General features: G+C 37.4%; 17 protein-coding genes. 7 read left to right on the forward strand and 10 right to left on the reverse strand.

Annotation, left to right across the window (positions count from 1 at the left end; all coding sequences use genetic code 11):
* Positions 1–8: 8 nt before the first annotated feature.
* The 3 genes from AC012T_RS24760 to AC012T_RS24770 form a co-directional block, all read right to left on the reverse strand.
* Positions 9–1,007 (reverse strand): IS630 family transposase, encoded by a 999-nt coding sequence (locus AC012T_RS24760; protein WP_487059958.1) that lies wholly within the window; start codon positions 1,005–1,007, stop codon positions 9–11.
* Between the two features lie 45 nt (positions 1,008–1,052).
* Positions 1,053–1,208: an alkaline phosphatase gene (locus tag AC012T_RS24765; RefSeq protein WP_487061689.1), complete on the reverse strand. Its 156-nt coding sequence runs from the start codon at positions 1,206–1,208 to the stop codon at positions 1,053–1,055.
* Between the two features lie 358 nt (positions 1,209–1,566).
* Positions 1,567–5,577 (reverse strand): glycerophosphodiester phosphodiesterase family protein, encoded by a 4,011-nt coding sequence (locus tag AC012T_RS24770; RefSeq protein WP_487061691.1) that lies wholly within the window; start codon positions 5,575–5,577, stop codon positions 1,567–1,569.
* Between the two features lie 475 nt (positions 5,578–6,052).
* Here AC012T_RS24770 and AC012T_RS24775 point away from each other — a divergent pair, with 475 nt between their 5' ends.
* A complete protein-coding gene (locus tag AC012T_RS24775) occupies positions 6,053–6,271 on the forward strand; it encodes a hypothetical protein (RefSeq protein ID WP_487061693.1) in 219 nt (72 codons plus the stop codon).
* 850 nt (positions 6,272–7,121) lie between these two features.
* Here the strand turns inward: AC012T_RS24775 and AC012T_RS24780 are convergent.
* Positions 7,122–8,624, reverse strand: coding sequence for a phenylacetate--CoA ligase family protein (locus AC012T_RS24780; RefSeq protein ID WP_487061695.1), 1,503 nt, complete (start codon positions 8,622–8,624; stop codon positions 7,122–7,124).
* Positions 8,625–8,706: 82 nt separating this feature from the next.
* Here AC012T_RS24780 and AC012T_RS24785 point away from each other — a divergent pair, with 82 nt between their 5' ends.
* The gene (locus AC012T_RS24785; RefSeq protein ID WP_487061697.1) at positions 8,707–9,741 is read left to right on the forward strand and encodes a WD40 repeat domain-containing protein; all 1,035 of its coding nucleotides are present in this window, start codon (positions 8,707–8,709) and stop codon (positions 9,739–9,741) included.
* A gap of 91 nt (positions 9,742–9,832) precedes the next feature.
* The gene (locus AC012T_RS24790; RefSeq protein WP_487061699.1) at positions 9,833–10,339 is read left to right on the forward strand and encodes a DUF1993 domain-containing protein; all 507 of its coding nucleotides are present in this window, start codon (positions 9,833–9,835) and stop codon (positions 10,337–10,339) included.
* Between the two features lie 295 nt (positions 10,340–10,634).
* Here the strand turns inward: AC012T_RS24790 and AC012T_RS24795 are convergent, their stop codons facing one another.
* The 6 genes from AC012T_RS24795 to AC012T_RS24820 all read right to left on the reverse strand — a co-directional run bounded on the left by AC012T_RS24795 (position 10,635) and on the right by AC012T_RS24820 (position 16,036).
* Positions 10,635–11,042, reverse strand: a complete 408-nt coding sequence (locus AC012T_RS24795) for a hypothetical protein (RefSeq protein WP_487061700.1) — start codon at positions 11,040–11,042, stop codon at positions 10,635–10,637.
* A gap of 3 nt (positions 11,043–11,045) precedes the next feature.
* Positions 11,046–11,261: a hypothetical protein gene (locus AC012T_RS24800; RefSeq protein ID WP_487061702.1), complete on the reverse strand. Its 216-nt coding sequence runs from the start codon at positions 11,259–11,261 to the stop codon at positions 11,046–11,048.
* Positions 11,262–11,385: 124 nt separating this feature from the next.
* Positions 11,386–11,814 (reverse strand): type II toxin-antitoxin system VapC family toxin, encoded by a 429-nt coding sequence (locus tag AC012T_RS24805; protein WP_487061704.1) that lies wholly within the window; start codon positions 11,812–11,814, stop codon positions 11,386–11,388.
* Between the two features lie 2 nt (positions 11,815–11,816).
* The gene (locus AC012T_RS24810; protein WP_487061706.1) at positions 11,817–12,053 is read right to left on the reverse strand and encodes a transferase hexapeptide repeat containing protein; all 237 of its coding nucleotides are present in this window, start codon (positions 12,051–12,053) and stop codon (positions 11,817–11,819) included.
* A gap of 197 nt (positions 12,054–12,250) precedes the next feature.
* Complete coding sequence (locus AC012T_RS24815) at positions 12,251–15,517, reverse strand: GUN4 domain-containing protein (protein WP_487061708.1); 3,267 nt, start codon at positions 15,515–15,517, stop codon at positions 12,251–12,253.
* A 63-nt stretch (positions 15,518–15,580) separates the two neighbouring features.
* Positions 15,581–16,036, reverse strand: coding sequence for a hypothetical protein (locus tag AC012T_RS24820; RefSeq protein WP_487061710.1), 456 nt, complete (start codon positions 16,034–16,036; stop codon positions 15,581–15,583).
* A gap of 584 nt (positions 16,037–16,620) precedes the next feature.
* Here AC012T_RS24820 and AC012T_RS24825 point away from each other — a divergent pair.
* The 4 genes from AC012T_RS24825 (at position 16,621) to AC012T_RS24840 (ending at position 23,015) form a co-directional block, all read left to right on the forward strand.
* Positions 16,621–18,339 (forward strand): protein kinase domain-containing protein, encoded by a 1,719-nt coding sequence (locus AC012T_RS24825; protein ID WP_487066760.1) that lies wholly within the window; start codon positions 16,621–16,623, stop codon positions 18,337–18,339.
* A gap of 141 nt (positions 18,340–18,480) precedes the next feature.
* The gene (locus AC012T_RS24830) at positions 18,481–20,637 is read left to right on the forward strand and encodes a protein kinase domain-containing protein (protein WP_487061712.1); all 2,157 of its coding nucleotides are present in this window, start codon (positions 18,481–18,483) and stop codon (positions 20,635–20,637) included.
* A gap of 442 nt (positions 20,638–21,079) precedes the next feature.
* On the forward strand, positions 21,080–22,414 hold the full coding sequence (locus AC012T_RS24835; protein WP_487061714.1) for an AAA family ATPase: 1,335 nt from the start codon (positions 21,080–21,082) through the stop codon (positions 22,412–22,414).
* On the forward strand, positions 22,407–23,015 hold the full coding sequence (locus AC012T_RS24840; RefSeq protein WP_487061716.1) for an RloB family protein: 609 nt from the start codon (positions 22,407–22,409) through the stop codon (positions 23,013–23,015). Before AC012T_RS24835 ends, AC012T_RS24840 begins: the two co-directional genes overlap by 8 nt.
* The last annotated feature ends 28 nt before the right edge of the window (positions 23,016–23,043 follow it).

Genomic DNA, 23,043 nt, shown 5'->3' on the forward strand with positions numbered 1-23,043 from the left:
GTAAGTAGTTAGACAAAATTAATTACATAGTTTTCTCCAAATTCTCTCAGAATTTGTTCAACGGATGCAACAAAAGTTTTCCAATCTTTGTAAGCATCTATAGGAATCCATTCATACTTAATAAATCGCCACAAAATTTCAATTAAATTCAAATGAGGGGAATAAGTAGGCAATTCAAAAATAGTAATATTGCGCTCTTTCCATTCTTCAATTTTGTCAAAAATAGCATCACTAGTATGAATAGATGCTTGATCTACAACAATAAATGTTGGCTTATTTACTGTAACAAAAAAAGTATCAATACAAGCAATAACTACATCAGAGTTAATGGTTTGATATGAAACATAAGATTTAAGTTCATTTCGTTTATTCATGATTCCTAATACATTTAACCGCCGACTACGACAACTCAAAATATTTAATTGTTCCCCGATATCTTGCCACGCATAAGGGACAGAAGGAATTAGACAAAATCCCGATTCATCTAAATAATATAAATCAATTTCTCCCTTTTTATCCAATAGTTCTAATTCTTCTAATTGCGCCCTTTTTTCTTGATATACTTGAGTTTCAGGCTTTCCTCCTACCGCTCTACGCATTCGATGCCAACTCATTTTTAATCTTTTTAATATTCTTTTAACTGTTTTTTTACTGGTTTGAATTCCCAATTCTTCTTCGATTTTTTGAACAACTTGTTTTAATTGCCTTGGATTGTCTTTTGCTAATTCTTTAATTTTTTGTTCTTGTTCAGCATTGAATTTTGATTTAGCTCCCCTCCCTGATTTATTATATAATCCCACCATGCTTTCTGATTCCCATCTCTCAAACCAATTATAAATAGTTTTGTAACTTACTTGAAAAATTTTTATCAGTTCCTCTATTTTTACTCCTTGATGTGCTAGGATTAGACAATGCGCTCTTTGACGTACTTGATGATGTCGACTTTGACGATAAATCCGCTCTAATAATTTAGCGGATAGAGGGTTTATTTCTCGAATAAATATCATTTTATTAAATATTAGAATACGCTCATTATATCTGAATATTTTATGTTAATTATTTGTGTAATTAATTCTGTCCATGTACTTATAATAATCACTGAGAGTAGCACCCGTTTTACCTTCTCGAATTTGTTTGTAAATAGCAGCCGCACGAGCCATTTCCCAGCCCATGCCGTCGCCGATCATGATGATTGTATTCTTAGCCATAACGGTTGATTTTCCTTAAATAAAATGTCACAAAGAATGGAACTTTGTTGATATAGATTGAAAAGATGTCAATTACTTCTTAAAAGAATCCATCCCATCTTGTAGTGTTGAGGAAAGATCCTTTGGTGATCATTCTTCCACATACACAAAAAATTAGTATTTTGATCCTGTTTTATAAAATTTCAGTTCTATATTAAGAAAAAATTATGATCTGGCTACTTCTTAATTAAAAATGGTTTAAGTAAATAAAAATTACTTTTTTGTTCAGATAAAAGATGTCATTAATTGCATTATCTAGAGAGATAAAAAAAGGGAAAGGTAAGAAAATATTCCTCTCCCAATTGCCTAAACTAATTGACTAAACAAAAGCGAAATTAGCAGCAGTCAAACTAGTAGTATTAATTGCATTGAGAACTGCAATGGTTTTAGTACCTACGGCAATACTGTCACCAGATAAAGTCAAGTCTGTAAAATCAAAACCTGTACCTTGACCACCAATACCTAAAACATCAGTACCTATTTCAAAGTCGAGAACGGTGTTAGCCGCACTGGGTAAATCGCCGGTCAGAATCCAGAATTGGTCAGCACCAGCACCACCAGAAAGCAAGTTACCACCACCATCTTGGACATAGAATTGATCGTCACCGTCACCACCTAAAGCACGACCATCTGCACCTAGGTAGAAGATATCATTGCCAGCACCACCGGAAAGACGGTAGCCAGTGGCTTCTGTAGCGTCGATTTCATCATTGCCACTACCACCAAAAGATCTATCTCCATCAGCCACATAAATAGTATCAGTACCACTGCCTGTAAAGACGCGGTTGTCACCAGTTAGATTACCACCCAAGGGAACATCTACTTCATCGTTACCAGCACCAGTAAAAACTATATCGCTGATACCATCAAAGTCAATCCCGGCTATTAACAAATCTGCATTTGGTGAACCCATCACCAGGTCTTGTGGAGGTTGACCTACACCCGCAGCTAGGTTGAGGGTTTGATCTAATTTGAGAATGATGATTTCGTTGTTGTCGATATCTGGGCCACGACCGACTGAGAAGGGATAGTTGTTATCATTAGCAACCAAAATGGTATTTGCGTCAATAACTAACACATTTTCAATGGTGACAAATGGGAAGTCAAATGTAGTTTGGCCATCTCCATTCAGGTCGTTGGGGTCTTGGATATTCAGAAGATCCACTACTTCTACTTTTTCAACAAAGCCGTTGGCATCTTTTTTAGACAAATCAACTTTGTAGACTTTCTTGAATTCCGCAGAGTCACCTTGACCATTATCTCTCTCAACTATCAGGTACTCATTGTTATTAATGACTGTGAAATCACCAATGGCATGGCTAGAGTTTTCTAACTTGTAGAAGCCTTGTAATCCTTGATATTGTTGAGAAGCGACATCAAATTTATAGATTCGCAGTGAACCGACAGGATCACCAAAAACAGTTCCTTCTAGTAAAGGATATAAGGTTTTTTGGTCGGGACTAATAGCCATACCTTCAAAACCTTGAGAACGGTTAAGATTAGAAACAACAACTTCACCTACAAATTGATCCCGTACCAAGTCTCCTGTACTGGGGAAGTCGGTAAAATAACCATCAATTCCCAATTCGATGAACTGTGCAAATTCAGCTTTCGGATCACCATTGTAGTCTGATGCCAGAAACAGTCCTTCATTACGGAAAGTGTAGGGATGTACAAGCAAACCTGCTTCATGGGCATCTTGAACTAGGGTTGTGGGAGTACCAAGAACTCTATCAGCTTCGTTAATTGTGCCATCACCATTTAGGTCATCTGGTTGACCATCACCATTGTTATCTACGGTGTTAGCAGGGATAATTAAACGTTTATTAGGGCCAATACCAGAGGCATATTCGACGATTTTAGCCAGTTCTGCTGGTGTGGTCAGATCGCCGTAGGTGCGAGAATCTCCACTAACTACAAAATCATAGGGCTTTTGTGTGGCTCCCCCATATAATTGAATTAGTGGAATATCAATATTCTTAGCAGGCATGATCACATCATGGAGTTCTTGAAGATTGCCTACTTCAAATGATTGAATAAATACCCGTTTTGGATCGGTGAAGTTATTAGCAACTAAGGTGTCAACTAGCAACTGTCCTAAACTGGTGTTGATTTTGGTAGTCCCATCGAGGAGTGTACCTTCAGTTGCAAAGTAGGTGGGGTGTTTTGTTTCTGGATAGATGCCGATTTTGCGACCTGTTTCGGTTTCTACCTGTTTGACTAAATCAATGATTTCTTGGAGAGTGGGAACTTCTAAGTTGTCGTTATCATATTCTGTTCCCCGCAGGTCTGGTAAACGTTCGATCGCTTTGAGGGTTTTAATTTCTGCTAGGGTCAGGTCTTCAGTAAACCAACCTGTAATGGTGCGACCATCAACAACTTTAGTGGTTTTACGGTCTGCAAATTCTGAACGGGTGGCAATATCTGTGCTGGTATCTGTGCGGTTGATTGTACCATCAGCATTGAGTATTGCGAGGGCGTTTTCGTGACGTGCTACTAAAATTCCATCTTTGGTAGCTACCAAATCAGGTTCAATAAAATCAGCCCCATCTGCGATCGCTAATTTGTAAGCTGCTAAGGTATGTTCGGGACGAGAACCACTTGCACCTCTGTGACCAATTACTAAAGGTGCATTACCATCTAAGGTGTTAAACTCAGTTTGAGCAAGCACATCGGGATTTTGGGGCGATCGCACAAATTCTGCAATAATGCGATCTCTTACTAAGTCACCAGTGCCAGGAAAATCGGTAAAATAGCCATCAACACCCAAATTGATAAACTGTTTAAATTCTGCCGCTGGGTCGCCATTATAATCTGAGGCTAAATAACGTCCTTCATTGCGGAAAGTGTAGGGATGTACCACCAAACCTGCATCATGGGCATCTTGGACTAAACTAGTAGGATCAGTTAAAGTTTTATCCGCATCGTTAACTGCACCATCACCATTCACATCATCCGCTGCACCATCATTATTGGCATCCACACCTTTTACAGAAACAATCATTCGTTTCCAGGGGCCAATACCATCCGCATAGGTAGAAATTTCCTGTAAACCAGCAACTGTTCGCAAATCTGCATAGGTACGAGTATCACCACTCACAACAAAATCATAAGGTTGAACCTCTTGCAGAGAACCATCAAGATTCACATCATAAGCATCCAACAACTGAACCAAAGGAATATCAGTCATTCCATTTAGTTCTTTGAGGTTAGCAACTTCAAAAGATTGGATAAATATCCGACTAGGATCAGTGAAATCGGCTGCTTCTAGAGTTGCTAACAGCGGTTCTTCTAGAGACAATCCTAAATCATCGTGAAAAGTTGGATGTTTCGTTTCTGGATAAATACCAATTTTGCGACCCGTATCTAATTCTACCTGTTTAACTAATTCGATGATTTCCGCAAAAGTAGGAATTTCATACAAATTATTAAACACTTGAGGACGGAAACCTTGGGGCATTTTTGCCTTGAGGGTTTTGATTTCTGCCAAAGTAAAATCAGAAGCAAAGTATGCCGTAACTTCTACACCATCCAAAATTTTCGTAGATTTGCGATCTGCACCAAAAACTTCTGCTACGTTGGTAGTATCATCTAGCATCGGTTCGTGACGCGCAATTAGCACACCATCCTTAGTAGAAACCAAATCTGGTTCAATGAAATCTGCACCTCGTTCAATTGCTAACTTATAAGATCCCAGAGTATGTTCTGGTAATTCACCACTTGCACCCCGATGTCCAATTACAATTGGTGCTTCCCCATTTAAGGTATTTAGTGTAACTGTATTAGGTGTAGGAATAGGTGCATCTAACAATTTGCCATTAGCATCAAAATGTAACAGATAAGGCCCAAATTCTTCACCAATCCAGATTGAACCATCTTTAGCAATTACAAATGATTCAATGTCAAAATCTGCACCAGTTAATAATCGGGTGCTAGTTCCTTCATTGACAATTGTGAAAGGAATCTTGTTATCAGGATCAGCAAGTTGAATGAAATCTAAAGTATTAACAGTACCATCACCATTTTCTACTCCCTTAAAATTTGGGTCTACCCGATGGATACGCAGCAAATAATCTGCACTATTATTTTTTGCACCGTAACCATTATCTGACAAAAAATAGAAGTTATTATCATCCGCAAATTGTACACCACTAAAACCTTGTATTGGTTGACCTGGAAAAGGTCCAGTTCTACCATTCCCAGAAATACCATTTCCTGACGCTGGCCCTTCAGCAAAGGTATCAGCAGGGAGAGAAGCAAAACCTATCAACTCAACTTGGGAAACCATATATTTAGTATCTCTACTTTTTGATTTTCGCTTTTCAGGCAATATTGAATTTCTTTTGAATCACTCCAATCAAATACACCCCTCAGTCCAACCAGAGGAGTTTATAGAAATGAAATTTTTAATTCAATTTGCTCGAAATGAGTATGGTAAAATCCTCACCTCACCAGCAATAATTTCATGAAAAGATTAAGATAATCCTAAGTTAGGTAAAACACAAGATTAAGATAATCCTAAGAATTTACACATTAGAATAATTGTTAAATCTGGAATCAAGGCTTTCAACTTTATTATCAAACCCTCATAAATAATGTTTATAATTTTCAGCTTTTTGCCAGCACAACCAAGGCATCTAGCAGAAATTTACAACTCCGATCAGAATGAGGAGATTTTATGATAAAAATCTTTTTATTCACGAATAATTTTTGGTGATAATATCTATTTAAAGCTTGATTGGAATCTCCGCTTCGTTAACTTCCTGCGCTTGTAGAAATAATTACCGACTCTTCAAAATATACCTATGAAACGTATTGCATCTGTTGTTCTCGCTACTTTGATAGCGTCTATGTCAGTGTTGGGTATTGTGGAAGATGCTTCTGCACAGAATACTTATCGTCGTCGTCATACGACTACCCAAGTCAGACGTTATCGGACTTGTACTGGCAGAAATCGTTATAGATATTATCATGGCAGGTATTACAGATGTCGTTACTATAGACGTAATAGAAGACATCATTGATTAGCAATTTTGTAGGTTGGGTTGACACTAAAAAAACCGACATTTAACTTGTTGGGTTGCGCTGTCGCTTAACCCAACCTACAAACTACAAATTTGTTGCTGAAAGCATCTTGACACAAGGGTTTAATTGTCTTTACTTGTGGTTACATAGTTATTGTTAGGTTTACTTCTACTGAACCAGTTACAGCAGTTTGCGTAGTTAGGAGGTACAAAATCTAAATTGAAACCTATACACAAAGCCAGTTTTACTCCTGACTCCTGAATTCTGCTGTATATCCTTTTGATAAATAAAGAAATTTCGGTTCTGTCGGACATTTTATTGAGAAAAATAAAATTAACGGAAATTAAGGTCTACAATTTATAAAGATTTAGGACTTACTCATTGACAAAATCTATCAAATATAGGACTTACGCAAGATGTGGCTGAAAACATTATTATTACGTAGGGGTAATTCATGAATTACCCCTACTTCCGTTCTGTTTTGCGTAAGTCCTGAAATATAGATGTTATCTCTTGTAGGGTGCGTCAGACCCGATAATTTAGAACACATACAGATTTTCTCTATCTGACGCACCGCACTAATATGGGATTCCAAAAGCCTGAAACTAGGTAATTTCGTGCATACATATCAGATGAAGTTTGTACAGTGCGTAAGTCCTAAGATAGAAATTATGTAGGTTGGGTTGAGGAACGAAACCCAACATTAAATTAATTTTTTAGAAGTTCCTAAAGTACCATTTGGTCAGAATTATAGGAAACAGGGAACAGAAGAAAAAATATTCTTCATCCTTCTTTCTTTTTAAATCCTGACTCCTGACTTATTACACCATTTCTAATATTTACTACATCTTATTTTCGTGTATATCTATGTTTGACACCCGCAGGGAAATACTCAATATCACCAGTAGGTTTTAATTCTACTTGTGGTGTTTGATATTCTAAAGGAACATAATTTGCAAACTCGCTATTTAAACGAAACAATTGGGAAAGAATAGAAACAGTTATAGATTCCTTTTTTTCTGCACTACTTTCTACACCCGGTGCTAATTCCACAACTACAGATAAAAAGAGATTTTTGTCTGAGTCTTCTTTTACCTGTAAAACAAATTTACCTGTTACCCATTCTCTAATTATTGGTTGTTCTAAACCGACTGTCACATTTTCTGGGTAAATATTTGCACCAAAATAAGAAACTGTAAAATTAGAACGTCCAAAAACGTAAACAAACGGTAGTTGATGGATTCCTCGATTTTGCTGTAATTCTGCAAGGGGGTTAAAATCCCATTCCGCTAAAAATTTCAGCATCTCTTCATAACTAATTAAACCACCTTGATCTAAGATGTCATATCTAATTAAAGGAACACCATTTTTACCGGAAAATAGCAAATTTCCATTTTCAACTTCAAAGAAGCGACTACAAGGATCATATTGTACTAATGTCGGTAAACGAGATTCACCAAATAATGCTTTAGCTGCTTGAGGATTTGCTGCTAAAAATCGCCGAATGCAAATACTTAAAGGTGTTTCATTTCCTAAAACTCCTGCGTCTGCTGTTCCATACATGGAAGCAAAATCATAACAGAGATTTTGAGAATTTACTCTTTCAGCTACTAGGTTACGCCATTCTTCACTAAATACTTCTCCTGCCATCACTAGTTTAATTTGATATTGCCCCCACTGCACATTATTGGCAATACCTGTGTCAATCACATCTTTAAGAAATGGTGGATATCCTAATAAGACGACTTGCTCAAAGTTATTACCAAGTTCCTGCACAATTCGCAAGATTTCGGTTTTGTTATTGCCTGGTGTAATGACTGTGATAGGATAACCTTTACAAGCAAGATATCGGCAGCAATGGGTGGTGAACATTCCCCCCACCCATGTTCCCAAGGTGAAGCAAATTACAGCTAATGTCTGTTTAGTATCTGCATGAAAACTATCGTGAAATATCTGTTCAAATCTTGTGGCTATTTCTAGTTCATCGGTAAGGAAGCGCGGCCAAAATGTGGGTTTACCTGTTGAGCCAGAGGAAGCTGCAATCATATCACAACTTCCTATTTTTCCATTATTACACAATTGGGGTAAAGGATAACGGGAAATATAATTTTCTTTATTAATTTTTGGTAATTTCTGGAAATCTTCTAATGTTTGAATATCTCTAGGGTTGATGCCTTGTTCTGTTAAAAAAGCCTGGTAAGCGGGTACACTGGCAGCAACATCTTGAAATAGTTTTAAAGCTATTTCTTGAGAGTCAATGCTAAGATGCTGTTCTAGTTTCTCTGCTAAGGGAGTCGATATAAAACTTTCTAATCCCAGAATTACCCTTGCCGATGGTGTTTGGGGTTTCATAAGGCTTGTATGTGGAAAAAATCTGGTCGCTCTTTCTCAGTATTTTATCTATAAATGCAATTTTTTAGCGTGCTATTCACCTATGAATCTAATCTCCTGGAGAATTTTGACAGCAACTGCTTTAAGCGTTGTTATTCCTTGCCTTCCCTCCAATTCATTGATGCCTACGACTCCTCATTCAACAACTCACCTAAGCCAAAGTAGTCAACCAATTTTTACATTAAAAGAGCAGGAAAGGGTTCCAGCAATTATGATTAGCTCTGATGGCAAAAAATTAATTGGTGGTAGTCGGTCAGGAAGCATCAAAATTTGGAACTTGCAAACTGGTAAACTCCTGAATACTCTGACAGAGAAATCAGAAGGAATTACCTCTATTGCTATGGGTGCGGCAAACGGTCAGATTCTCGTCAGTGGAGATATTGATAGTACCGTTAAGGTTTGGAATCTATCTACTGGGAAACTACTTTTAACTATCGGGGGACATTCACTGCCAGTAGAAACAGTCGCTATCAGTGCTGATGGCAAAACACTCGTCAGTGGTAGTGATGACCGTCAAATCCAGGTTTGGAATTTACAGACCGGCAGATTACTCCATACTCTTGTAGGACATTCAGATTATATTAGTCGTGTTGCCATTAGTCCCAATGGTCAAATCCTGGTTAGTGGCAGTGGTGGAGCAGGCAAAGAAGAGATTAAACTGTGGAATCTGCATACTGGAAAACTCTTGCACAGTATGAATCATCCACCAGGTATTGGTGCATTGGCTATCAGTTTGGATAACAAAACTTTAATTAGTGGCAGTTTTGGTCAGCTTGTGGATAAAGATAGTGCCATCAATACTATCAAGCTCTGGGAATTAAATACAGGTAAATTGCTGCGAGATTTTAGTCAGAACACAGATTCAATTAATTCAATTATCCTGACTCCAGATGGAAAAACCATAATCACCGGCAACTTTAATGGCAAAATCAAATTCTGGAATTGGCGAACTGGGGAACTAATTTCCACTATCAGAGGTGATTCAACTCCGGTGGAAGCGATCGCAATCAGTCCTGATCAAAAAATTCTAGCCAGTAGTAGCGAGGATGGGACAATTAGAATTTGGCAACTCCCATAATAAATATTAGCTTTTTACCTACTCTTAATTAATACTTTAAGATTAGATGGGACATATCAAACTTGTTTGCACTCTTTTTGGAGAAATATCAATGACCATTTCCATGTACAAAGCTTCAATACCCGTATCTATTCACTCACTGAATAATCTGATAGGTATTCTTGAGAAAGGTGCTAAATATGCAGAAACAAAAAAAATAGATCCTGCTGTTTTGATTAATAGTCGTCTATATCCAGATATGTTTCCATTATCAAGACAAGTACAAATTGCCACCGATATATTAAACAGAGGTCTGGCCAGACTAGCAGGAACAGAAGCACCTAAATTTGAGGATAATGAAACTACATTCCCTCAACTTATTGACCGTGTTCAGAAAACTATCACTCATTTAAATACTTTTAAACCTGAGCAAATCGACGGTTTAGAGGAGAAAGAAATCACTTTAGAGGTGGGTGGTAACACTCTATCTTTTCAAGGAATGCCATATCTCCTGTATTTTATTTTACCAAACCTTTATTTCCATGTTACAACAACCTATAACATTCTCCGACACTGTGGCGTAGAAGTTGGCAAAAAAGACTTCCTTGGTGAGCCATAGAAAGCTTCAATAGGCTTCATAGTAGTAGGTGAGAGAGTTATTGGTTAGTCAATTTTCTCTCGTTTTATCTCGTTTCCATACTTTATATGGGAATGGATTTTAGAAGGCTATGTCTTCTATGTAAAGTAGAGGCAGAGCCTCTTGTTTGCATTCCCAGTCAGAGACTGGGAACGAGATAAATTATCAGTAAAGGTGAAAAAATGAGAAGCTGTTGGGTTTCATACTTCAACCTAACCTACGGCGAGCGATCGCACTATTATTTATCTTTACGATGATTCATCGACTTGTTAGCTGGCTATGGGGATTTCGGCTTGACTTCAAACTCCATCTTGGAACGGTAGAAGCAAACATCAAATTCAAGAAAGAAGTTCGTCTGTCCTAGAATCAATGGTGTGTTTGGGCGCTTCACCCATGCGAAGAGTAATTCAGTGGGCGGAAATTCTCCGATGTGAGCGATCGCAGAGAATGGCATCGCTGGCTGATTGCTGAGATTACCCGCTAATTGAATGATAGCTTTGCGATCGTCCCAAATCCCTCCCAACTCCAAACCAAATTCGTGTGGTAAGACATTAACTGTAGCCCCACTATCTACTAAACCAACCGCTTCAATTTCTTGATTTTCTCGACGCAGCAGCAATGGAAGTCTTGGTAAACTATCAAACTCGTTTTGGGCTGGGCTAGTGGTTGAATACTGGAATCGCATACATTACTGCTGGCTGGCATCGGACTGCTTAAAGGCTTCCATTAAAACAGCACCTGCTCCAAAACAATCATATGGAGTGGGTAAGTCATAAGTTTTGAAAGGTTCTAATGGTGAGATATCCTCAGTCATATCCAAATCCTCAGCTAGAATCCGAATCAGTTTGAGTTTTTCTGATGGAGAGAGCCGTCGCGCAGCAGGAAGCACTTCAGCGAGCGTCATATCGTGTACCTCTTGGAAAAAATCCATACCTACAGCTTACTCGATATCGCACTGTTTCATGCTGCTGGCGAACTTGACTACTGCGATCGCACCTAAGCTACAACGCAGTGTTAGTCCCTCTACGCTACGCTGTCCGATCTTCGATTATTAAGCTCGGAACTTTACTGAAGTCGCCAATATTTCGGGTAAGTAACACCAATTTGTTAGAAATGGCGATCGCTGCAATTCTTAAATCCATTGTAGCCACACGAACTTTCTGTGTCCGCATTTCATCAAATATTGTGATTGCTTTGGAATCAAAGGGTAAAACAGGAGCCTTTGCAAAACTGTTAAGAGTTTCTAACAACAGTGCATATCCGCGAGCTATATCTGTATTGTTCTGGGCGCGATTGATGAAACTATGAGCGCCAATTACTTGCTCGTGGAAACTGATAACCGATAATGCAAAACCAGAGATTGGATGTTGAGCTATCCGAAAAGTTAATTGACTAAACTCTAAACTGGAGCGGCGCTGGAGGAAACTGATGTGGTCGGTATCGAGCAAATACTTCACGTTTATTTGCCAGCCTCATCAATAGGTTTGTCGGACTGCCGAAAAGCGCGTCCATATTCCAAAGCTTCAAGAAAAGCGGCATCATCAGAGATTGAACCTATGAGACTCTCTAGCCAGCTATCAGAGCTAGGTTTACCACCAAATTTATGCTGGAGATCAAAAACTACTTGTTCAAGAGTCGTCAAGCGTTTTTCAATAGTTTCTGTGTCTAGCATGGCTGCTCCTAGATTGGAAATCATCGCTCAGTTGAGTGAGCGTAAGAATCTATTCTAATCTTAACTGAAAGATTACAATTATGTGTAAGTCAGTCTCAATTAAAAACAAGGTGCGTTACATTTCATTAACGCACCCTACGGCGAGCGATCGCACTCAAAATAGTTCTTAACACTGGAAACCCTTATGCCATCAGGGAATCTTCTGAGAAACGTTTCCAAAACTACTGTCCTTTGATTTCACCTCCTGATCCTTCTGATTGAAATTTATAGGTACTCATGTCGATACGTTTAACTGTTGTACCTATGGCTCTAACAAATCCATAGTTTACCGAACCACCAATCGCTGCACCCAAAAAAGGAACTGCCTTCCCTGCGGTTGAAGCAGACAATTGAAAAAGAATTTTATTAGCAATGTTGATCATGACTGATTTTGTCAAGGTTGCACCAACTTCTACACCTATTGATACTCCTACAATCGTTATTAGTTCAGCGAACGAAACTTTATACACCCCTTTCTTGTAATATATGACTCCTAGAGTTACTCGGAATTGCTGGAGAACATTGTTTAGAACATCAAATGGAACTCCAACGATCATTGTAGTAAAACCGCCAAAACCACTAGCTGCACCTGTCGTGGCAGCTAGAATCGCACACTGATTGATGAATCCATCAATCCCCATTTTGTCAACTTTCTGCTTAATCTCAAATTGGTTGATACTCTCGAATATTTTCTGAAAACTCTGTGACAGGATATTAGTTGTAGATGAATCTGGCTTAGAGCCATCTACATCCACCAAGCTGTCTAGTTTTGGTTCATTGTCCTTGAAATGCCAGATTTTGAGGTGAGAAAAATCATCTACTGAAATTTCCTTACCTTTAACTCTCCAGACAGGTAGATGCCCTTTCGGAGCATTGATCGTGAAATCTAACTTATTGTAGGATTTCCAAGCAAAAATACCTTGGAATATGCCAGCTTGATTACTCCACCCAACGGCCTCAGCAAATAGCTGTTTTTTTCGGTCAACTTGTTCATAGATTTTCTTCTGAACACTAAAACCAAAATGTCCTTTACTGTACTCAACCCAAAGTAGATCGAGCGGATATACATCTCTTGCAGCAGTTTTTTCGATGGCTTCCTTATCCAGAAAACCCTTACTGCTCCTATCAGCAAACTTAAGCAGTAGCTCTCTAGTTAGAGCATCTGCTCTTTCCCATTCACGCTGCTCTAAAGAGTTGATCAATCTCCAGTAACTCGCATCAGCACCGCGTTCATAGAAAAGGTGATCAATTTCCCAATTATTCCTGGTTAGTCCTTCAACGATCTTAATATCTTCATTTCTAATTCCTAACGCTTGTAAAGATTCACTCAAGCTGCTGTCGCCTGAAGAATAATCATTACTTTCTAACTTTCTCTTAATTTCCTGCGCGTAGTACTGAAGATTTTCTATATAGAATTTCTCTCTTGCAATCTTTTCTAAAGTGAATAGATCAGATCCTAGAAGAAAAAACTGACCTTGAAGATTTAAGTTTTTTAAGTGAGTAGAAGTAAGACCAAAATCGCTCCTCAATTTTTCTAATTCGAGCTTGTGATTTTCAGCAAAATCCAACCCAATTTGATAAATTTTCCGTTTATATTCTTTACTATAATTTTGCAAATTTACTTGATAAAATGGTCTAACCCACTGTGCTTTGATTGATTTTAAGTCTGAGTAATCCTGGATTTTAAAACTCTCCAACCCTAAACTATCTTCAAGATGAGTCAATTCACTGATAGTTGAATAACTCAATAAAAAGCCTTCTTTTTCAAGTTTCTGTTTGTACTCTTGCTCATATCTTTGAAGATTCTCACGATAAACAAGTTCTACTAGATCCGTCTCAATTTTATTAATCTCTTCTAGATTGAATAGAGTTTGCAAACCTAAATTTTCTAAGTAATAACTATCAAGACCAAAGCTTCTTCTCAGATTGTCTAGATCGGAAGTATTTTTCTGAGAAAAATTAATTCCAAATTGATAGAGCTTCCGCTTATACTCTTCGCTATAAGACTGCAAATTAGCCTGATATAGAGGTTCAACTAATTCTCTTTTAATTGATACTGGATCTGAGCAATCTGGAAATTGAAAATGTCCCAAGCCAAGAGCCTCTTCGAGACAACTTAACTCGCGGATGGTGTTAAGACTAAGGGGAAAACCTTCCTGAGAAAGTTTTCTTTGACATTCTTGCTCATATTTTTGAATGTTTTGTTGATAGACGAGCTTAATTAATTCTTGCTCTGCATTCTTAATATCAAAGTCTTCAAAAACAAAATTTTTAAGTCCCAAACATACTTGAAGCTCATCTAGCTGAGTAAAATCTTCAGTTCCTAAAGTAAGCCCTTTTTCTTCGAGTTTTGTTCTATAGCTTTTCTGATACTCTTGAAAATTAGTTTGATAAAATGGTTCGACTAAGCTTTTTTCGATTGATATGGTATCTGATTGTAAAAATCTGAAGGTATTTAGCCCCAAAGTTTCTTCAAGTTTTTGCAAGGTTTTAACACTGTCATATCTTAGAGGATATCCTTCTTGATGTAGTTTCTCTTGATAGGCTGCTTCATAAGCCTTGAGATTCTTTACAGAAAGAGGTTTAATTATTTCCTCAGCAATACTTTCAACATCTTCCTGGTCAAGATTAAAATCTCTCAGGCGAGATTCCAGATATCCCATTTTCGAGCTACTTAAAGGATAACCATCTTCTTCAATGCAATATTGTAGTTCTTCTTTATAAATTCTGATATTTCTCTCTATTTTATATTTTTTTAGTTCCTCATCACGCGAATCTTTTAAATTCTCGTGCTGGCTTCTGAAACTATCTTTTATTGATTCGATACTCTCTTTTACATCAGAACTTAGGCTTTCGAGAGATTTATCATCAACAATTTCATCAATGTCTAGTTCTTCAAGAGAACTAGACTGTAGAAAACGTTCTACTTGAGCAATTAAGTAATTCAGTTCACTGATGTTTTGTTTCGTTTCTTCGAGTTCAGCCTCTGTTTCTTTCTTTGTCTTATTTGCCTGGTAGCTCAGGTAAGAGCCAACACCTAGCATGGCAGCGTCTTCAGCGTTTTCATAAAGACTATCCTTATTCAAGAGACCGCCCGTTTTTGCTTTGTGGAAGTCAATGAGTAAACCACCCCATTTTTCTATCTCCTTTGTACTTTTTTCATGATCTTCAATATATTGTTGATAGTATTTGGTTTTTCGATGCAGGTCTCGGAGACAATTTTGTAACTCCTTCTGCATATTTTTTTGATTAGCTCGACTCCTATCTTTAAAGGATCTTTCCGATCTGGCTACACTTCTATTGTATTCACTAATTATTACCCCTATGTGATTGTAGCGAGGATTAGATGACTTAATGATGCTTTGGTTAATATCGCCTATGGAAACATTTTCTGCTTGAATACCACTAACTGCTGACTGCCAGCTAGAAAAATTTTCTTTATTACTCATGATAATTTCCTTAGCATCATAGATTTAGATACAGTTAATAAAATAATGAGAAATCTTAAGAACTCAGCTTTGCTGTTTAACATTGCCAATTTTAAGATCACCACCAATCTTTAAATCAGTAGCAGCTTCCTGATTTACTGATCTAGCAGATTTAGCAATTTGGCTTACATCACTAATTCCGGCACTCCCTGAAACATCAACCCCTTTCAGAAATACCTGATTTACTTCGCTGTCTGACTTTAGTTCATCTACTAGAGCTTTCAACATATTTGCAAAGACTTCATCCTGTGAAACCTGCATTTCCAGAATTGTCTGAAACATTTTCTTATTCGCTTCTGTAGGACTCTCCTCAGCTTGCGTTAAGATTCCTTCGACCCCTTTAGCCCTAAATTTTTCTCGGATCACATTTATCAACTGACCAATTTTGTTGATTACAGCCTCCCCTAGTTTTTCCCCACTCTTCTCAAAAACCTTGAATATCACAGTTGAAGCGATCGTTGCTGTAGTTAAAGGTTCCATAAATCACCTAATAAATATTTTCAATTATTGCAAAAGTTTAAGATATAAAACTTAACTTTCAATAATTTCACTTTTGCTTATGACAAGGTTATTGCGTACAGTACTGAATATTAGGGACTTTCAAATAAAAAAAGTCTTTAAAGCTTGTATTTAGAGAGGTTCATCATCAATTTACTACAGTACTACGCTTATTAGAATGTTGTGTATTAAAATTATGATCGCATACCCCCTGTCCTAGGCATTTGCACAAAACTAGCTCTCAGTATATATCCGTAAAACAGTATTTTCACTGAACTACACATAATTTAATGTTTGTCAATCTTTAATGGACTGGCTTTCTAGGAAACAAGATTTTCCAAGAGTTTTTGTGTAATTCTCTAAGTGTTTAAACGGCTTTGAATATTTTTCCCACAAATCTGCGTAAATTGCTTTGTACCTGTTGTAGCCATTAATAATATCTGGAAATATTGACTTTCTGGGAAAGAGCAAAGGTAGAAATTTCAACCTGCTCTATGTCATATTGTTTCCAAGTGATACAATCTAAAATCCAAAATCTAAAATTGGTTAATTCATCCCCCCGTACCATGCTGGTATATTGCAGTAAAAAACACGCAAATAATGATAGTCACAGTTTTTGTACTAACTGTGGGGAAGCATTACCTTTGACTGTAGGACAGGTGATCGATAATCGTTATGAAATTGCGCGTATATTGGGACAAGGTGGTTTTGGTCGGAGCTATTTGGCGATTGATAGGCAAAAATCGCGCCAAACCTGTGTTTTAAAGGAATTTGCGCCCCAAATTGTCAAACCGCAGGATTTACAAAAAGCCAAAGAACTATTTGAACGGGAAGCAAGTGTCCTTAAAAAAATTCAGCATCCCCAAATTCCGCGTTTTCACGCTTCCTTTGCAGCAAAAATTGGCACTAAAGATTTTTTCTTTTTAGTCCAAGATTATGTTGAGGGTGCAAATTATTACCAATTATTTGAAAATCGTCGAGGTCAGGGAAAATCTTTTAGTGAGGAGGAAGTTGTTAACCTCATGCACAATATTCTCCCTGTGCTGACTTATATTCATTCTCTAGATATTGTTCACCGGGATATATCACCGGATAATTTAATTTTACGCCAAAGTGATAATTTACCTGTATTGATTGATTTTGGTGGGGTGAAACAATTACCAGCTTCTCAGGGTTTTTGGCGGACTCAGTTGGGAGGTAATGGGACTTTATTAGGTAAAAAAGGTTACGCACCTGAAGAACAGTTAATCCAAGGGAAGGTGTTTAAGAGTAGTGATTTATACTCTTTAGCGGTGACGGCTTTGGTGTTAGTGACTGGGAAGGAACTGCAATCACTCTATGACAGCTATAACGGGAATTGGGATTGGGGAAAGGAAATTAAGGTAAGTCCGAAATTAGAAGCTGTCTTAAAAAAGATGTTGGCATATAAGCCGAGCGATCGCTATCAAAAAGCTGAACAAGTTCTCAAAGACTTACCTGCATCATCTTTTATCCAAACAGCAAATACCATTCCACCCACTGTTAATAGCCAAAATGTCTACATGACTAAGTTGAAAACAATGGTAGCTGCACCAGGTATAAAGAGTGTTAAAGCTATCAGCAGTAAATTCCATAGTCGGACTCAACTTGCTGTTCAACAGATACCAATGCCAATATGGTTGCGTCCTTTTGCTGTCAGCTTTTTGGGAACTAGTGCCATTGTTTTAACTGGTGCGGGGGTTTTTGCAGCAGGAAATTTTGTCTATCGTTCAGTCACATCTATTACAGTCCCGACAATTTCACTTCCACAAATACCCTTAGGAGGAGAACCAAACACTCAACCCGTTAATGATAAAAAAACAGCTCGCAGTCTGGAAAAAATTTCTAATCGTCGTCAACAGCTAGAAATTCCTTCAGGATTTTTTACACGAACTGTAGATGAGATATTTTATACTAGTAAGCCAGAGTTAAGAGGACGTACCCTCACTGGAAACCCAGAAGATGCAGCATTACGGGAACAATGGTATGGTGTTGCGGAGGAATTGTTGAATAAAATAGAACGTGCAAAGCTCAGTGTTTCAGCCCGTAGGAAACTGGGAAGTTATACTAGACAAGATTATGAAACTTGGGGGAAACTAGCACAGTCAGGTAAATTGGGTAAATATAAAACTATTGAACAACTGAAAGCAGACACATATCAAAAATTTGACCCGTTGTTTCCTGGTCAAGTGCGTGGGAAACTAAATCAGCAAACCTTTTTACAAATTTGGTATGCGATCGCATCTGATAAAGTAAGTGGTAGGTGATTGGTAATTGGTGATTGGCTTCCGCCGTGAGCGTCAGCCGAACGGTAATTGGTGATAAAGCAATGAAAAATTAAACATTAAACCTTAAAAATCAGCTAATTTCTCTGTTTCCTGTTCCCTGTTCCCTGTTCCCTATTCCCAATGACTAATCTTTATTGTTCTCAAGGTCATCAAAATCCGTCGGGTAGTAAGTTTTGTCTCCAATGTGGGGAGAAAATGTCGGATATCCCTACAACTTCTGGTAGCAATGGTATTCAAGCAGGACAAACTTTAGGCGATCGCTATGTTATTGTACGTCAACTCGGACAAGGAGGGTTTGGACGTACTTATTTAGCTGAAGATATCAACCGCTTTCGGGAACCTTGCGTTTTAAAAGAATTCTCTCCCCAAGTTCAAACTCCCTACGTTGTCCAAAAAGCAGCAGAACTCTTTCAGAGAGAAGCAAGTGTTCTTTATAACCTACAGCATCCCCAAATTCCCCGGTTCCGGGAACTGTTACGCATCAACCTAGTAGGGAAAGAATACCTATTTTTGGTGCAAGATCATGTAGATGGCGACACTTATAATACTTTACTAAATAACCGCAAACAGCAAGGTTTACGATTTACAGAAACAGAAGTACGTCAGTTATTACAGCAAATTTTACCAGTACTGGAATACATCCACTCTGTCGGTGTCATTCATCGTGATATTTCTCCTGATAACTTAATGCTTCGCACGGTTGATCAATTACCCGTATTAATTGATTTTGGTGGTGTCAAACAAGTAGCCGCAACAGTCGCTTCTCAATATTACCAAAGCGGTGCTATGACATCCCCCCCTGCGGCAACCTTATTAGGCAAAATAGGATTTGCACCCCCAGAACAAATGCAAACCGGTGTGGTGTCTCCCCACAGTGACTTATATGCTTTAGCTGTCACAGTATTAGTTTTACTGACAGGTAAACAACCCCAAGAACTTATTGATAATTATGATTTTACTTGGCAATGGCGACGAGAAATAAGCCTCAGTCCCATGCTAGGACAGATAATAGATAAAATGTTATCGCCAGCTGTAAGCGATCGCTATCAAACAGCCCGTCAAGTTTTAGATGCACTCAACCCCCAACCAGCAACCTATCCCCCCACAGAACTACCTCATCATACCAACCCACCAGTACCTGCTTACGTTCCCACATCTGCAACTGTTGCTGTATCTTCTCCCTCAACCCCCAAAACCCCAATACCTCAACCTGTCAATGCACCCATTCCCCAACCCCCAAGCATTTGGACACCAACAAACATTTTCATTGTCACCTTAGCTTTATCAGCTAGTATCGGTCTACTGTGGTGGGGAAGCAATAACCGCACAAGGAATATAGGAGGAAGTGACCCTTTAATTACATCTAGTCCTACCCCTAGCGAAACCCCAACCCCAGAACCTTCAGATAATTATTCCCCAGCAGAAAAAGCACGCAAACAAAAATTAAATAATCTCCGGGAACAGTTAGATATCAGTAATGGCTTTTATGTGAGTTTAATTAATCAAGTTTTTTGGGAAAAGAACCCTAGCTTAGAAGGGCGTACCCTAAGCGATAGTCCAGAAGATGAAAGTTTGAGGTCGGAATGGGATAAGACCGCCTCAGAAGTCCTAGAAAAGCTCTCAGGACTCAGTTCTAACACTCGTCGTCAGCTAGGAACTTACACTCCTTCAGAACGCGATCGCTGGAAGGTCGAAGTTAATAAAGTTAACGTTGGTAGTCGTTCTTTATATGATTTAGGTGATGCCGCTTTTTTAAATAAATTTCCCGAACAGAAAGGTAAAGATTTTCTCAAACAACCCATTGGCCAAGTTTGGTATGGTTTTGTCAATGATCAACTAAATGCTATCCTCTCAAACAGCGCATTTCAAAGAATAGTTTTTCCTGAAGGTGGTATTAGTAAAACAGTTAGCGGCACTCTGCAACCTGGTAGGGGTAAAGTATTTATCGCTGGACTGGCCAAAGAACAAAATATGGAAGTTGAACTAGAAGCAAATTCCCAAATTTTGCTATCAATTTATTCTCCTTCTGGGAAAGTGACATTTTTAGAAGATTCTCAACAACGTACTGTTTCTAAAAAATTACCAGAAACAGGATTTTATGAATTTGTAGTTGTTTCCACAGCCACGAAACCATTAGATTATCAACTGACTCTGACAGCAGAAACTCCAACACCACCAGAACCAACTGAAACCCCAACCGAAACTCCGACAGCAAACCCAACCGAAACCCCAACAGCAACTCCAACCGAAACTCCAACCGAAGCACCGAAAAACTAAGAAGTAAAACTAAAGCGTGTCACCCTTAATTAGGGATTACGCAAGTGTCACATTGAATATTTTTTGTAGGTGCGTCAGATATCAAAAATCTGTTGATAATAACCAATTTAGAGGTTTGACGCATTGCAATACCTGTTGGTTACAGCGGTTTCCGCTATTTGCAATAATGCCATTTATACAAATATATTCCAGAACTAATGCAATTAAGAGAACTCCATAAAAAACATGATCCAATAAAGTAGGGGTAATTCATGAATTACCCCTACTTTCGCGGGGGACAAGCTTTAGGGGAATGATATTAAAACAGGATCAATCATTCTATGGAGTTCTCTAAATGTAAATTATCGCATTTAATTAATTCATATAATTCAATAACCGCTATGCTTAGATGATATATCTGTGAAATTTTCACAAATATGCTGTTTAAGTATAGGAGATGACTATGCTCATAGAGTTTAGTATTGGTAATTACAGATCATTCAAAGATAAAGTCACTTTTAGTATGGTAGCGGCTAATATCGTCGCTAAAGAAAAAGAACTCGATGAAAATAATGTTTTTGCAGTAGATGATGAGCTTAAATTACTCAAAAGTGCTGCAATTTATGGTGCTAATGCTAGTGGTAAAAGCAATCTAGCAAAAGCACTCAAATTTATGAAATGGTTTATGATTAACTCCTCTAAAGAAACGCAAAGTACGGAAAAAATAGGAGTTGAACCATTTGGGTTAAGTACGGAAACAGAAAATCAACCATCTTTTTTTGAAATCGTGTTTATATTGGATGGTAAAAAATATAGATATGGTTTTGAAGCTACTCAAGAAAGCATAGTTTCAGAATGGCTATTTTATGTTCCCAAGACAAGAGAAACTCGGCTCTTTGAACGGGTTTATGATGGAAAAACTGATAAAATGGAATATCTATCTAAAACATTTAAAGGTGAAGGTATTCACCCAAAAACTAGACGAAATGCGCTTTTTCTTTCAGTGGCTGCTCAATTTAACGTGGAAATAGCTGATAAAATACTAAATTGGCTCACAATTAAACTACAAATTATTTCCGGCTTAGATAATAGAGATTATTTCGATTATACATTTCGCTGTCTGACAGAGAATAATGATTTTAGAGAAGAAATTATTCAATTAATTAAAAAATTAGATTTAGGTATTAGAGAAATAAGAATAAATGAACCAGAAATAAAGTATTTTAAAGCTTCGGAACTTCCTAGCCATGCCAATTCTTCTCAAGAAATGCAAAATAAATTCATAGATTATACGATTAAATCTATATTGCAAAAAGCACCTCCTATTAATACTGTACATCAAAAATTTGATGAGCAAGGTAATTCTATTTCTATGGAATTGTTTGACTTAGATAATCAAGAATCTGAAGGAACTCAAAAAATATTTGCTATTGCTGGGTTATTAATAGATACTCTTAAAAATGGTAATACTTTGATCTTTGATGAATTTGACGCGAGACTTCACCCTTTAATCAGTAAAGCAATTGTTGAATTATTTAACTCAAAGGAAACAAATTTTAATAATGCACAACTAGTATTTATGACTCACGATACCAACTTGCTGAGTAATAAACTTTTTCGGAGAGATCAGATTTGGTTTACCGAAAAAAACAAATATGGTGCTACAGATTTATATTCCTTAGCTGAATATAAAATTAGAAATGATGCTTCTTTTGAAAGTGACTACATTAAAGGTAGATATGGCGCTATTCCTTTTATTGGTAATTTAAATCAAATTATGGGTGAATCTAATGCCTAAAAAAAGTTCGATTGCATCATCATCTCGTGGTTATTCTGATAGAAAAGTTGCAACTAGAGATATCATAGAAAGATTTTTAATTATTTGTGAAGGTGACAAAACTGAACCAAATTACTTTAGGTGTTTTCGTGTTCCTAAAGATGTAATTGATGTCAGAGGTTTTGGATATAATCCCAGTAAGTTAGTAGAAAAAGCAAAAGAATTAAAAAGTCAAGGAGATTATGATCAGATTTGGTGTGTATTTGATAGAGATGATTGGACTAAACAGGATTTTAATAATGCTATTGCCAATGCTAAAAGAGAAGGATTTCAAATTGCTTACTCTAATGAAGCGTTTGAATTATGGTATGTATTGCACTTTGAATTTTTACATAGTGGACTTCCTAGAAAAGATTATATTACTAAGTTAGAAAAATGGCTAAAACATAAATATAAAAAGAATAGTGATATAATTTATGAGGAGTTAGAGATTTTTCAATCTACAGCAATCAAACACGCTAAAAATCTTCTTAATCAATATGCTCCTCAAAATCCAGAAAGTGATAATCCTTCAACTACAGTACATCTGTTAGTTGAAGCACTAAATAAATTTATTCGATAATGCTTAACTGATAAAAATTAATACTTTA

It is taken from the genome of Anabaena sp. EIM26, assembly GCF_057568715.1.

What these genes read in the sequence shown, in the direction of transcription:
- AC012T_RS24830 (WP_487061712.1), top strand. Translation starts at nt 18,481, where the DNA reads ATGACTAATCTTTATTGTTCTCAAGGTCATCAAAATCCGTCGGGTAGT.
- AC012T_RS24815 (WP_487061708.1), bottom strand. Translation starts at nt 15,517, where the DNA reads ATGAGTAATAAAGAAAATTTTTCTAGCTGGCAGTCAGCAGTTAGTGGT.
- AC012T_RS24825 (WP_487066760.1), top strand. Translation starts at nt 16,621, where the DNA reads ATGCTGGTATATTGCAGTAAAAAACACGCAAATAATGATAGTCACAGT.
- AC012T_RS24800 (WP_487061702.1), bottom strand. Translation starts at nt 11,261, where the DNA reads ATGACGCTCGCTGAAGTGCTTCCTGCTGCGCGACGGCTCTCTCCATCA.
- AC012T_RS24775 (WP_487061693.1), top strand. Translation starts at nt 6,053, where the DNA reads ATGAAACGTATTGCATCTGTTGTTCTCGCTACTTTGATAGCGTCTATG.
- AC012T_RS24790 (WP_487061699.1), top strand. Translation starts at nt 9,833, where the DNA reads ATGACCATTTCCATGTACAAAGCTTCAATACCCGTATCTATTCACTCA.
- AC012T_RS24840 (WP_487061716.1), top strand. Translation starts at nt 22,407, where the DNA reads ATGCCTAAAAAAAGTTCGATTGCATCATCATCTCGTGGTTATTCTGAT.
- AC012T_RS24785 (WP_487061697.1), top strand. Translation starts at nt 8,707, where the DNA reads ATGAATCTAATCTCCTGGAGAATTTTGACAGCAACTGCTTTAAGCGTT.
- AC012T_RS24835 (WP_487061714.1), top strand. Translation starts at nt 21,080, where the DNA reads ATGCTCATAGAGTTTAGTATTGGTAATTACAGATCATTCAAAGATAAA.
- AC012T_RS24795 (WP_487061700.1), bottom strand. Translation starts at nt 11,042, where the DNA reads ATGCGATTCCAGTATTCAACCACTAGCCCAGCCCAAAACGAGTTTGAT.
- AC012T_RS24820 (WP_487061710.1), bottom strand. Translation starts at nt 16,036, where the DNA reads ATGGAACCTTTAACTACAGCAACGATCGCTTCAACTGTGATATTCAAG.
- AC012T_RS24760 (WP_487059958.1), bottom strand. Translation starts at nt 1,007, where the DNA reads ATGATATTTATTCGAGAAATAAACCCTCTATCCGCTAAATTATTAGAG.
- AC012T_RS24780 (WP_487061695.1), bottom strand. Translation starts at nt 8,624, where the DNA reads ATGAAACCCCAAACACCATCGGCAAGGGTAATTCTGGGATTAGAAAGT.
- AC012T_RS24765 (WP_487061689.1), bottom strand. Translation starts at nt 1,208, where the DNA reads ATGGCTAAGAATACAATCATCATGATCGGCGACGGCATGGGCTGGGAA.
- AC012T_RS24810 (WP_487061706.1), bottom strand. Translation starts at nt 12,053, where the DNA reads ATGATTTCCAATCTAGGAGCAGCCATGCTAGACACAGAAACTATTGAA.